General features: G+C 49.0%; 11 protein-coding genes and 1 tRNA gene. 5 read left to right on the top strand and 7 right to left on the bottom strand.

The annotated features are described in order from the left end of the window. Positions 1-15 precede the first annotated feature (15 nt). From DXB83_RS07280 to DXB83_RS07290, 3 genes are read right to left on the bottom strand one after another with little or no spacing between them, the layout of a single operon-like run. Positions 16-1,962 carry a V-type ATP synthase subunit I gene (locus tag DXB83_RS07280; protein ID WP_373142148.1) on the bottom strand — a complete coding sequence of 649 codons (1,947 nt, stop codon included), beginning with the start codon at positions 1,960-1,962 and terminating at the stop codon, positions 16-18. A gap of 11 nt (positions 1,963-1,973) precedes the next feature. Next, positions 1,974-3,014 (bottom strand): V0D/AC39 family V-type ATPase subunit, encoded by a 1,041-nt coding sequence (locus tag DXB83_RS07285; RefSeq protein ID WP_022461690.1) that lies wholly within the window; start codon positions 3,012-3,014, stop codon positions 1,974-1,976. A gap of 4 nt (positions 3,015-3,018) precedes the next feature. Beyond that, on the bottom strand, positions 3,019-3,330 hold the full coding sequence (locus tag DXB83_RS07290; protein ID WP_022461691.1) for a hypothetical protein: 312 nt from the start codon (positions 3,328-3,330) through the stop codon (positions 3,019-3,021). A 414-nt stretch (positions 3,331-3,744) separates the two neighbouring features. Here DXB83_RS07290 and trmB point away from each other — a divergent pair, with 414 nt between their 5' ends. Continuing rightward, the gene (trmB, locus tag DXB83_RS07295) at positions 3,745-4,395 is read left to right on the top strand and encodes a tRNA (guanosine(46)-N7)-methyltransferase TrmB (protein ID WP_117801545.1); all 651 of its coding nucleotides are present in this window, start codon (positions 3,745-3,747) and stop codon (positions 4,393-4,395) included. 73 nt (positions 4,396-4,468) lie between these two features. Beyond that, positions 4,469-4,777: a hypothetical protein gene (locus DXB83_RS07300; RefSeq protein ID WP_117805220.1), complete on the top strand. Its 309-nt coding sequence runs from the start codon at positions 4,469-4,471 to the stop codon at positions 4,775-4,777. A 211-nt stretch (positions 4,778-4,988) separates the two neighbouring features. Here DXB83_RS07300 and DXB83_RS07305 read toward each other — a convergent pair. Continuing rightward, a tRNA-Lys gene (locus DXB83_RS07305) sits at positions 4,989-5,061 on the bottom strand. Positions 5,062-5,271: 210 nt separating this feature from the next. Beyond that, a complete protein-coding gene (locus tag DXB83_RS16425; RefSeq protein WP_158565933.1) occupies positions 5,272-5,421 on the bottom strand; it encodes a hypothetical protein in 150 nt (49 codons plus the stop codon). Positions 5,422-5,598: 177 nt separating this feature from the next. Here DXB83_RS16425 and DXB83_RS07310 point away from each other — a divergent pair, with 177 nt between their 5' ends. Further along, positions 5,599-6,966, top strand: a complete 1,368-nt coding sequence (locus DXB83_RS07310) for an MATE family efflux transporter (RefSeq protein WP_118601128.1) — start codon at positions 5,599-5,601, stop codon at positions 6,964-6,966. A 149-nt stretch (positions 6,967-7,115) separates the two neighbouring features. Here DXB83_RS07310 and nrdD read toward each other — a convergent pair whose 3' ends face one another. Both nrdD and dapF read right to left on the bottom strand, forming a co-directional pair. Continuing rightward, entirely contained in the window at positions 7,116-9,251 is a 2,136-nt protein-coding gene (gene nrdD / locus DXB83_RS07315) for an anaerobic ribonucleoside-triphosphate reductase (RefSeq protein ID WP_022461695.1), read from the bottom strand. Positions 9,252-9,422: 171 nt separating this feature from the next. Further along, a complete protein-coding gene (gene dapF / locus DXB83_RS07320; protein ID WP_118697387.1) occupies positions 9,423-10,271 on the bottom strand; it encodes a diaminopimelate epimerase in 849 nt (282 codons plus the stop codon). 205 nt (positions 10,272-10,476) lie between these two features. Between dapF and DXB83_RS07325 the strand changes: the two genes are divergently transcribed. Together DXB83_RS07325 and trxB are read left to right on the top strand one after the other, a co-directional pair. After that, positions 10,477-11,802 carry a hypothetical protein gene (locus DXB83_RS07325; protein WP_118697388.1) on the top strand — a complete coding sequence of 442 codons (1,326 nt, stop codon included), beginning with the start codon at positions 10,477-10,479 and terminating at the stop codon, positions 11,800-11,802. A gap of 59 nt (positions 11,803-11,861) precedes the next feature. After that, a complete protein-coding gene (trxB, locus tag DXB83_RS07330) occupies positions 11,862-12,782 on the top strand; it encodes a thioredoxin-disulfide reductase (RefSeq protein ID WP_118601130.1) in 921 nt (306 codons plus the stop codon). Positions 12,783-12,911: the final 129 nt, after the last annotated feature.

Here is a 12,911-nt window from a genome sequence, read left to right on the forward strand (position 1 = left end):
GCTCTGAATCCTCTTTTATTTCTCGCCTTTTTTCAAAAACGGAACAAATGGTTTTCCGTCTCCTTCATAGAACCGGCTGAACATCTCGTAATACTCCAGACGCAGTACCTGGATCGCTACCAGCAGTGCCTCAAGGCAGGCAACGAAGACATTTCCGAGAACAATAACCGGCCAGCTGATGCTGCCGCCGCCTGTTGCTCCGCCGAGCATCAGGACAACCTCCATCATAGCCGCATGGCTGACTGCATATGCGCCGACACGGACAAAGGAAATTGTGTTGGAGAAGTAGCTCAAAAGCACATCGAAGAGTTCGAAGAATGCCTGTACAAAGAACATTCCCTTTCCGGTCTCCGGAAATGCATTGCCCTTCTTCTCTACCATACGCTCCAGTGGCTCTTTTAAGAAGATCGCAAGAAGCGGAATACCGAACATGACTACCATCACGCCGACAGCCGGAGCTTTATGGCCGCTGAACAGGAGAACGAGTGTAACGGCAAGGGCTCCGTAGAAAATGAAGCCTGCCAGGGAGTTCTGGCTGAACAGAAGCTCGCCGAGCTTATGGTTTCTTGCTGCATTGATCATATGCAGAACCATTCCTGTCAGAATCATGAACATACCAAATGCAACCGCTGCGACAAATACGGTATTCATCGAACCGATGAACGGAAGCGTTGTCATCGCTTCCTTCGGATGCAGCCAGAGGGCCGGTATGACATTCTCAAATCCGAAGAAGCTGCCGAACAAGAATCCGAAGATCACAGAGAATACCGCGCAGGTACTCATGATCGCTGCCAGATCCATCTTCTTGTAGTGGTACAGCAGTGCGCCGCCAATCAGCAGACACAATCCCTGTCCTACATCGGCAAACATGATTCCGAAAATAAAGGCATAGGTGAGTCCTACGATAATCGTAGGGTCAATTTCATTGTAATTTGGCAGTCCGTACATCTTCACGTACATCTCAAACGGACGGAAGATTTTCGGGTTTTTCAGCTTTGTCGGCGGCTGACGCAGAACGTTGTTTGCATCATCCTCGATGAAGCAGAAGAGATTTGTGTCGTTTTCGATGTCCTTCTGGAAGGAAGCGGCATCTTTTTCCGACATCCAGCCGCACAGAATATAGAAGGTTTCCTTCTTGGATTTTGTGCAGGCCGCCAGGCGACGGACATCAAAGTTGCCGGAGAGCTGCTCTAACTGCTCTTTTGCTGCAACCAGATCCTCTGCGGAATCCGAAAGGCATTTTGCCAGTTTCCGTGAGCACTCGCTGAGTGCATCGTCTGTCTTTTTGATTTCTGCCTGAAGTGCTGCGTAAGCATCCTCCGGCGTTCCGCTGTACTCGTCCGGAACGTAGATTCTTTCGAAGTGCAGGGATGAGAATACGGCGTCCACTTTCGTGACCTGATCTCTTGGGCAGAAGTAAATGCCCCATACATACTGCTCATCGGAATGGCAGCGGTAGAATACCGTATCGCTGTTCTCATAGCAGTAGCTCTCAAATTTGTTGTAATACTCTTTTGTGATCTTTCCGAATCTGAATTTAATAAAGTGGAAATCCAGAATGGAGGAAAGATTGCAGTGCAGATCCTGAAACGGCTCGATTTTCTGTGCTTTTTCCATCAAGTCTTTCTTTTTTGCTTCCAGTTCTGTACGCTCCTGGTTCAACTGGCCAAGGGTGTGATCCAAACCATGGACACAGTTGATGGCATCTTCCAGGGAAAGTCTTTTCGTGGTGGTACGCTTCTCTTCCGGCAGAAGTGCTGTAAAATCTTCCGCCTGTTTTAAGGTCTCTTTGTATGGGTTGATCTGGATATACGGTGTGATATTCTGCATCGTAGACAGCTCCGTCAGAGCGTTTTCCAGATGTATCTCATATTTTGAGAGATAAGTGTTGACCACACGGTCAATGTCGGCTTTCGGCCCGGTGATGCTCAAAAATTTCATCTTGACAATCAATGAGTACACCTCCCCGTGTATTAAGTTTTTGCGATATGCTGCATTGCCTCGTCAGCGCTGATACGGTAACGTACGCACTCGAGTGCAATAATAAGCCGGTTTACCTCGTGCTCTTTGTGATAGAGGTATGAGTATATGGTGGCAACGGAATAAGGATCCTGTCTGGATTCACTGGAAAGTATGTGCTTCATAATGGCTGCATACATGGATTCCAGCGTATCGACTTTGAAGGAATCATACCGTTTCGCATAATAGGTTTGTTCCAGCAGCTGGGAAAATGCACTCATATTCTCGGCTTCTACCAGTGCCTTTACCACATCCTTTTTCAGCCGGTGATGAACCGGAATCAGCAGGGCGTAGATTTGTGCGCTGGTCATGTGATAATAGCGTTTGGAACGGTAGATCCACTGAAGGTTCAGCATGTCAAACTTGCTTCCCCATGCAGCGGTCAGCTCTTCCAGATCCCGCTTTGTCACTACTTTTGATCTGTCTTTCCACATCTGTGCAAAGTAATACAGATCCAGGGTCATCTCATAGTCGAACAGGGTCGGACGCTCGATATCCGCGAGCTGCGACAACGGGGCATAATATTCTGTCCCTTTCAGGTTCGCAATCAGTTCTTCGATCGTCCTGGAGGACGCCAGAAGATTGATGTCCAGCTGGGAATGCTTGTTAAAGAACTCGTCGAATATGGACAGGTTCAATACCACATCACGGTGATCAAATACCGTGTTCAGGCATTCTTTGATAACGGACACTTCGTATCGTTTAAAGTAGAGCGCAAGGAACTTTCTCTGCTCCACATTTGCAAAACGGTACAGCTTGGAAAAATCCCGGTATACCGTCAGGCGCAGCATTTTCTCGATCTGACCTCGGTGAAGGTCAGCTTCGTTGTAGCCCTCAAACAGATCCTCATAGCCTTTATGCTGCTTGAGGTAAGAAACTGCCTGCGGTACACTCTCCAATTCCACGATTTCCCGAAAATTCTGGTCGTTTAAAAGATGGCTCTGCATGGCTCTTATCTTTGTGGTAAGGCCGCTGTAGGATAATAGACCGCTCATCGTTTCACTTCCTTATAATGTTTTCGTAAATCTGCGTGGACAGTGTTCCGTGATTCTGTTCGTAATAAGCGTCCAGTGAAGATAGAAGTTCGGCGGCAGAGTCCCGCTGCTTTTTCTGATCCGCATCTGTAGTAGAATGAAGTTTTGTTGTGATCTCTTCAATCCGCTTTGCCGTTTCCGCTTCCAGATCTGCATCGAATTTTGCAATCCGCTCTTCCTGCTGCTCGTCCTGGAGCTTCTTCTGATTCTCGGCAGCCTGCATAATCTTAGTAGCAGCCGTTTCGATCTCTGCAAGTTTGTTAATTACAGATTCCATAGCATCGCTTTCCCTCCTTATTTATTTAAAAGACAACAAAGACGAGGAAAACTCCCCGCATCTTTGCTGTTAGTATTCTACACCTTTTTTTCCAAAGTTGACATATTGAAATCGTAAAAAAAAGTGGGATTTCGATCGACTTTTTAATTAAAAATAGACAATGGGTCATATTTTTTCTTCCAATCTCAATAGCCAAAAGATGGTCCCTCATATGATTTCGATATGGATCCAATCCGATTGTCATATTGCTGATAAGAAATGCTATGTGCAGGTTGATATTGTATACAGTATTTTGAAAACTTTGAAAATTTGAAAACGGGATTTTTCTGTTTTGCTTTTTCGGGAGCTATGATATACTGAATATGATTGGCTTTTATTCTAATATTTATCACTTAAGAAAGGAATTTTACGCATATGCGCCTTAGAAATATCAGAGGATCAAAAGATGTGATTGCTTCCTGTCCGTTCGTTGTGCAGGAGCCGGAGAGCTGCCGGGGACGGTGGGCTGAAATTTTTGGAAATGAAAATCCGATTCATATTGAGGTCGGTATGGGAAAGGGCCGCTTTTTGATGGATATGGCGGTTCTGCATCCGGAAATCAACTACGTCGGCATTGAAATGTACGACAGCGTGCTGCTCCGCGCAGTACAGAAACGGGAAAAACTGGAGACGGAAATCAAAAACCTGTTCTTTATCCGCATGGATGCACGCCAGCTTCCGGAAGTGTTTGCTGAGGGCGAGGTAGACCGCATTTACCTCAACTTCTCCGATCCGTGGCCGAAAGACCGCCATGCGAAACGGAGACTGACATCGCATGAGTTTCTTGCACGGTACGAGAAGATTTTAAAGAAGGACGGAACACTGGAATTCAAAACCGATAATAAAGATCTGTTTGACTTCTCTCTTGAAGAGATGAAAAATGCAGAGGGATGGGAACTCACTGCATTCACATACGATCTGCACCACGATGTGGTTCTCTCAGAAGGAAATGTAATGACGGAATATGAGGAGAAGTTTTCCTCAATCGGAAACCCGATCTGTAAGATGGAGGCACGGTTTCTGTAAAAAACATTTCTGCATGTAAGGGGGATTTGAAAACGAAAAGAAAAGTTCTGGCGGCACCAGTGCGACAGTGGCCATGGTAACGAAAGATGCGGACGGCACCTGGAACGAGGATCTTTGTACAAGCAGCTATGTCGGATACGGCGGTGTAAGCGAAACTACCGAATGGAACCGCAAAACACCGCGCGGACAGTTCAGCTTTACGTATGCCTTCGGCATTCTCCCTAATCCCGGAACGGAACTTTCCTATACCCAGGTGGATGATACGTATTACTGGGTCGATGATGTAAATTCCAGATACTACAATCAGTTCGTCACGACGAAGACAACGCCGAAAGCCTGGAATTTCCCGGCGGATGCATTTCTGTTCCGGAAGACCAGATGATCACGATTCTGAAAAATGTTCAGCCGGGCTGCCAGATTATTATTGATTCGGCGAGCGAGCTGAAGAACTATTGACATTTTTTACTTGGAATGCAAAACCGACAGTGAAAAGATCTATTTTTTTAAGATCTCTCCGCTGTCGTTTTTTTGTGCGTAAAACAAGAAAAACACCGTCCCCGCAGCTCTCAGGTCTGCAAAAACAGTGCTTTCGATGCGCCTTCAGGGACTCGAACCCTGGACAAATAGATTAAGAGTCTACTGCTCTACCAACTGAGCTAAAGGCGCTTACTTTTGTTTTTCTGTGTTTCATTGGATGATCCACTCGCTGAACACAAATAAGATTATAAAGGATTCTGCCGAAAAAAGCAACCTTTTTTTCACTGTTTCTTTACTTTTGTTAAAAACAGCGAAAACAGGTCTTATAATTCTATTAAATTTCACAATTTTTTCGTATATTTCCGTTTGTTTCGACGACGGCTCCAATGGCAGCCGAACCTACTTCCGTTTCTTGTCTTTCTTTTTCAAAAGCTTCTCCAGCTCCTGCATGGATTTCTGGATTTTATAAAGACAGCCGCTGCCGGCATATTTATTCTGATAGCAGAAATCCTGGAGTTTCTGCTGAAAGAAACCTGATTTTCTGATCAAACTTCTTCTCCGCTTTCCGGCGTACCGGACACGGGCACCGGAAAAGTTCTTTTTCTTCTATATTATACAGGGAATGTCAACATTGACCAGAAAATAGCTTGTTTTAGCCATTGTTTTCCCATTTTCTTTCCGCTATAATACAGCAAAAACTACTATTTATACTTTGGGGGAATTTTTATGAAAACACGAATGAATTTCAAGGATGAGTTTTACCAGAAATTAAAGCTCCTCGTCCTCCCGATTGCGATTCAGAACTTTATGCTGGCTCTCGTCAGCGCGACGGACGCAATCATGCTGGGATGGATTGACCAGACCTCGCTGTCGGCGGTTTCGCTGGCCGGGCAGGTGCAGTTTGTTTTGAGCCTTTTTATCTCAGGCATCGCGGCGGGCGCCGGTATTATGGCAGCGCAGTACTGGGGGAAACGGGATGCTGCTTCGATCGAAAAAGTGATTCCGATCGCACTTCGCACCAACCTGCTGTTCTCCGGCCTGTTTACCATCCTTGCCGGTTTCTGTCCCGAAATGCTGATGCGCATCTTTACAAATGATGCGGCCCTGGTTGCAAGCGGAAGCCAGTATTTACGCGCTGTTGCACTCTCCTACGTACTCTGCGGTATTTCGCAGGTCTATCTAATCCTGCTGAAAAACACCGGTCATGCAGCAGTCAGCTCCCGCATCAGTTCCACTGCGGTTGTACTGAACATCATTTTAAATGCCATCCTCATCTACGGTCTTTGCGGTGCTCCGGCACTTGGGATCCGCGGAGCAGCTTATGCAACGGTAGCTGCCCGCGTTGTGGAACTGATCTGGGCTTATCTCGAGACAAAGAAACCGGAGCGTGTACGGATTCTCTGGAACCGCCTCTTCTCTTCCGCAGGGAAAATACTTTCAGAAGACTTCTGGCGCTACACGCTTCCCGTGCTTGCGGCCTCCCTCGTCTGGGGAATTGCCTACGTTCTGTACTCCGTTATCATGGGCCACATGGGAAGCGATGCTGTTGCAGCAAACTCGATTACCTCGATTGCAAAGAGCCTCCTCTCCTGCCTGATCCGCGGTGTGAGCGGCGGTGCCGGTGTTCTGATCGGAAATCTGCTCGGCGCGAACGAGCTGGAAAAAGCCCGCGAGTATGGAGGACGTTTAAGCCATCTCTCCATTGCCATCGGCATTGTGACCGGCGGCCTGCTGATGCTCATTTCCCCAGCCATCGTTCATTTTGCCCCACTTTCCGATATCGCAGCCGAGTACCTGCAGTACATGCTTCTCTTCTGCGGTCTGAACCTGATGGCACAATCGGTCAACACCACCGTTCTCGACGGTATCTTTTGTGCCGGAGGCGATGCGAAATTTGATATGCAGGGAAACATCGGCGCTATGTGGTGCTTTTCTGTACCGCTTGGCTTTCTTGCCGCATTCTGGCTGAAGCTTCCGGTTATGGTGGTTTACTGCATTGTAAATCTCGATGAAATTGTAAAGCTTCCTGCCGTTTATCATCATTATAAAAAGTACATCTGGGTTCGCAATATTACCCGCGATGTCGAAGATTAGTTCTCACATCATCTGCAGTCCCTGCCGCCGGCAGCTTCCACCGGATGCAATACCCAAAAAGCCTCTGAGGAAAGTCACATTCACACCGGACTTTTCTCAGAGGCTTTTGATTATTCCATTGATTGTTCCATTGACTATTTCATGGACGATTACATGGATTTTCTTTCCGCAATTTCCGCCATCTTTGCTTCATTCAGACGTGTGTCGCCATGGACACGGCTGTAGGAAAGATAGCCGTTCATACGGTCGATCTTTGTCAGGTTCTTGGAACCGCAGACCGGGCAGACATCCATGTCAAGTTCCTGGTGGCCGCAGTCATCGCAGTAAGCCAGGGACAGGTTGACGCCCTCGTAGTAGCCAAGCTCCATCGCACGCTCGATCAGGGTCTTGATCGCGCCTTTGTTGTAGCCGACCGGATAGCGCACGTACTGGATTTTTCCGCCGTTGCAGAGCTCCCAGAAACGTCCCTCGAGATCCTGTTTCTGGATCGGGGTGATGTCCTCGGTTACGTGGCAGTGGAAACTGTTGCTCACATACGGGCGGTCCGAAACGTTGCGGACGATGCCGTACTGTTTGCGGAACTGCTCTATCTGCAGGCCGCACAGGGATTCTGCCGGTGTGCCGTAGATCGCATAGAGGATGCCGTCCTCTTTCTTAAACTCGGCAACCTTGTCGTTGATATATTTCAGCGTGTCGAGTGCGAACTGTCCGTCCTCAACAAGAGATTTTCCGTTGTACAGCTCCTGCAGCTCGTTCAGCGCCGTGATACCGAACGATGCGGTCATCGGCTTTAACAGCGGGCGGATCTTGTCGGACGGTTTTAAGTGGCCGCCGTAGAAACCTCCCTCGCAGTAAGCCAGCGGGTTCGTGGATGCACGCATCTCGCCGAGGTAATCGTAGGTCCGTTTGTGCAGATCGCGGATCATCTCGAGGTAGAAGTCGAGCACTTCATGGAAATCGCGGTTCTCGGAACGGGATTTTGCCAGGATCATCGGAAGATGAAGGGAAACGGCTCCGATGTTGAAACGTCCGACAAAGACCGGTTTGTCGTTCTCATCTGCCGGCTCCATGCCTCCGCGCTCGTACCACGGGCTAAGGAAAGCACGGCATCCCATCGGGCTGATGACTCTCTTGTATTTCTTGTACATCTCGGCGATGTAGCCCTCGCCGCTCATCGACAGCCAGTCCGGATACATCGTCTTGGAAGAACAGTCAAGTCCTGCCTCGAAGACATCTTCTGCGATGCCGCCCTCTCCGTGAATTGCCTTGTCATATAAGAAGACAATTTTCGGGAAGAGCACCGGCTTTTTGTGGCCCTTCTTGCCCTGTCCGTTTTTGTGGACCTCGAGAAGGGAGATGGAAATCATCTTCTCGAACATGCTCGTTCCAAGGCCGAGGGTCACGGTAACGAACGGATAATCACCGCGGGAAGATCCAACAGTGTTCAGCTTATACTCAATTCCCTGCCATCCCTGATCGCACTCTCTTCTTACTTTGTCGATCGCATACTCGATGGCTTTCTCCTGTGCACCCTCCCAGGATGCGTCGGTATATTTCAGGAACTCTTTTACGTAGTAATCGTAGCTCTTCTGTGCGTACGGAGCAAGGATCTTGTCCACCTCCGGCACGGTAAAGCCGCCGTACTGCTGTGCAGCGGTGCTGAGGACGATATCGCCCATGACATCAAATGCGGTGTCGAGTGTCTTCGGCTCGTTGTACCAGACATTTCCCATCTCGAAACCGCCTTTTAAAACGTTTCCGACATCGAACAGACAGCAGTTCATGGTATCGAGACGTGCGGACTGGTCGTGGATGTAGATGTAACCGTCCTTACAGGCCTGCAGCTCGTTGCGGTTCATGAAGAACTTGCGGTACAGCTCTTTGTTCAGCTCGTTGAAAATCAGGCTTCGCTTCGTTGCAACGAGGGCGCTGTCGGTGTTGGCATTGCTCTTGTCGCCGATGTAGCGGATGGACTGGCTCTTCGTGTAGACCTCGTCCATCATATGGATAAAATCAGTTTTGTAATTGCGGTAATCGCGGTAGCTTTTTGCCACAGCCGGGTTTACTTTTTCGAGTGCTCCCTCCACGATATTGTGCATATCGCTGATCGGAATTTCGGTCTTTCCAAGGGAATATACGTGCTCGGTTGCGAACTTACAGATAAAGTCAATCTCCTGCTGTGAGAAGGTATACAGGATTCTCTGTGCGGATTTATTTACGGCACGGACGATCTTCTGCGCGTCGAATTCTTCTTTGGTGCCGTCCTTTTTGATAATATAAACCATTGTGGTGTCCTCCAAATCAAACACTATATCTTGTGTGTCCCCCACCCTTTTCTTGTAGCGGGTACCACATATTGTAGCATGTTTCTTTTGAAAAGAAAAGGCATTTCCTGTAAGTTTTTATTTTCAGAATATTGCATACTGCTCTTTCGTGCAGACAGAAATCTGCATTTTTCAAATTCGTTCTGCAAGCGTTCCTTCAAAAACGGTCTCGGCCGGGCCGGTCAGAAGGACCTTATTTTTCGTCCGGTCCCATGTAACGAAAAGCCTGCCGCCGCGCAGTTCTACGGCAGTTTCTCCCTCCGAAACACAGCCGGAAAGCATCGCCGCGACGGCTGCCGCACACGCTCCCGTTCCGCAGGACAGCGTTTCACCGCTCCCACGTTCCCAGACTCTCATTTTTATTGTGTGTTGATCTAAAGCCTGGATAAACTCTGTATTGATACGGTCCGGGAAGCAGGAAAGGTGTTCAAAAGCGGAACCGGTCTTTGCAATGGATATTTTTTCCACATCTTCCACCGGAATCACCGCATGCGGATTTCCCATCGAAAGGCAGGTCATCGTATAATTTTCCCCGCACACGGTAATTTTATGCTCCAGCACATATTCCCCCAGAGAAACAACGGGGATCTGTGCGGCGCGGAATTCCGGCGTTCCCATCTCCACTGTCACCTGACAGATCTCATTCAGATTCTCCCCCGTCTGCAGATGAATCACACGGTTTCCGCTGCCGGTTTCGATAGTCAGCGTCGTTTTTCTCGTCAGCCCATGCTCGTACACGTATTTTCCCACACAGCGGATGCCGTTGCCGCACATCGCGCCCTTCGAGCCGTCGGCGTTGTACATTTCCATCGAAAAATCTGCTGTTTTGGATGCCCCGATCAGAATCAGCCCGTCCGCGCCGATGCCGAAATGGCGGTCACTTACCGCTTTTGCCAGCCGCCCCGGACTCTCCACCCGCTCCTCCATGGCATTTACATAGATATAATCATTTCCGCAGCCCTGCATTTTTGTAAAACGCATACACAGCCTCCTCCCAGACTTCTGCCCTTTCCAGTTCCTTACTAAATATGTATTCCGTACCGCGCTTTTGAAAAACCATTTTTCTCAAATCCGCTTCAGACATTGGAAAACGAAGCGGAATGTGATAGAATAGGGGGAACTGATATCGTTACTTACATGAAGTAACTTTCAAATATTTTTAACCATTTATTATGAGGAGGTTTTGATGAAAAAATACCGTTGGGTTTTAACAGCAGTATTTGCCGCTTTCCTCGTGGGAACGAGCGGCTGCGGAAAGAAAACAGAAACGATTCCGATCACAACCATCAGTCAGAGTACCGACGATGACAACCCCGAAGACAATCTGGCGGCCTCCGGCGATTCCGATGAGATTCCGGAATACGATGTGGATCTCTCGAAGAACCTGAACAGTTTTCAGCTTGCCATCTGGGGCGATACATACGAAATTCCGGAATCCTACGCGGATTTTACAGCGCTTGGCTGGGTCTACAGCGGCGACGACACGAAGGAAATTCAGCCGGAATCCTTCTCAGAGGGCGAAAGTTTTGAAAAGGACGGAAACCAGATTACCGTCGATATTGCCAATCCGGATACCACGGCAAAGCCAGTGGCGGAATGCCTGATCGGAGGCATTCACATCGACACCTCGACCGCTGAGGGCCAGAATATCTATGTCGGCCTGCCGAACGGCGTCACTCTGCAGCAGTCGCTGATGGAGGATGCGGAAAGCATCTACGGTGCGCCAAAGGACCGTTATGAGACCGATACCTCTGTGCAGTTCACGTATGAGTACGGGCTGTACCAGACGATCACGCTCGGCTTCGATAACAAAACGGGAATTCTGTATTCCCTCGATATGCAGAACTTTACGACCACGGCTGATGCAGAAGCGCTCGATGGTGTCAGCGATGCCACAACACCGGAAGTGGAGGCCTACCAGGCACCGGAAGCCGACAGCAGTGAAATCAACGACTGGACCGTCCGCTTTGACGATGTACTCTATCATCTTCCCGTTCCGGTCAGTGAACTTCTGGACCACGACTGGACCGTCAATATGAAAGAGTCCGATACGGCCGTTTTAAACGGAAAATACGGCTACGTCACGCTGGAAAAGGGCGGTCAGAAGCTTTACTGCACCGTACATAATTACGGCGCGGAGGCGACGACAGTGCGCAACTGTTTTGTTACTTCGCTGTACGGCGATCTCGATACGACAAAGATTCCGATTTCAATCACAAACGGCATCACGCTCGGCACTTCCGAGAGCGATTTTCTGGCGAAGGCAGGGGATGCCAAATCAGAAAAAACGGAAAAAGAGGATAGTAACCTGACACTCTACACATTCTATAGTGATGACGAAAAGCTGGACTACACTGAAATCGGCATCGACAACGATCTGAAGCTGGTACGCAGCATCAAGGTGGTTCACAACCAGCCGGAAGCGCCGGAAGAAGAAGCCAAAAAAACTTCCGCGGAAGATTCATCTTCCGTTTCCGACAGTCAGGAACCGTCCGAAACACCGGCTCCGTAACGATACTTTCAGAAAAATGGCTGCATGGCAGCTTACTACAGACGAAAACGAGGATTTTTATGGAAAACTTATACGACGTTATCATCATCGGCTCCGGCCCGGCGGGTCTTTCTGCCGCGATTTATGCGAAACGCGCAAAGCTCTCCTCTCTTACGATTGAGGCAAACTTTGCAAGCGGCGGCCAGGTGCTGAATACCTATGAAGTAGACAACTATCCCGGCCTTCCGGGCATCAGCGGCATGGATCTCGGAAGCACGCTGCGCGCACACGCTGAAAAAATGGGCGCGGAATTTTCCCGCGAGCGTGTGAAGGAGCTTGTTCTTGACGAAGAGATCAAGATTGTCCGCACGAGAAAAAATGAGTATCATGCCAGAACGGTCATTCTTGCAACCGGTGCGGAGCACCGCGCGTTAAATGTACCTGGTGAAAAGGAACTCTCCGGCATGGGCGTCTCTTACTGTGCAACGTGTGACGGCGCATTTTTCAAAGACAAAACCGTTGCCGTTATCGGCGGCGGCGATGTCGCCGTGGAGGATGCGATTTTCCTTGCCAGAACGTGCAAAAAGGTTTACGTGATCCACCGCCGCGATGAACTGCGGGCAGCCGGTGTTCTCCAGGATGCACTGCTGGCACTGCCGAATGTGGAAATGGTGTGGGATACGGTTGTGGATTCCATCGAGGGAAACGAGATGGTGTCCGGCGTGAAGGTAACGAACAAAAAGGCAGGAGAAGCCGGTATGATCACGGTAGACGGCGTGTTTATTGCCGTCGGTATCGTTCCGGTCTCCGCACTGATCGCAGGCACCGTAGAAACCGATGAGGCTGGCTACATCAAAGCCGGCGAAGACGGTGTGACGAGCGTGCCGGGCGTGTTCGCCGCAGGCGATGTCCGCACGAAGCAGCTCCGTCAGATCATCACGGCAGCCGCCGACGGCGCGAACTGTGTGACTTCGGTAGAGAAATATCTGATCAGCCACTGATGGCTTCTTTCGAATAGAATACGGCAAAAGCAGGCATTCTTCGTATTGTACGGAGAACTGCCTGCTTTTTTCTGTTTTTCCGTAGTTTCTGAAATCTGAAAAACCTTTCATGTCAGTCGTATAAAACTT

Source organism: Blautia sp. OM06-15AC (assembly GCF_003481425.1).
In the GTDB taxonomy this organism is placed as follows: domain Bacteria; phylum Bacillota; class Clostridia; order Lachnospirales; family Lachnospiraceae; genus Fusicatenibacter; species Fusicatenibacter saccharivorans.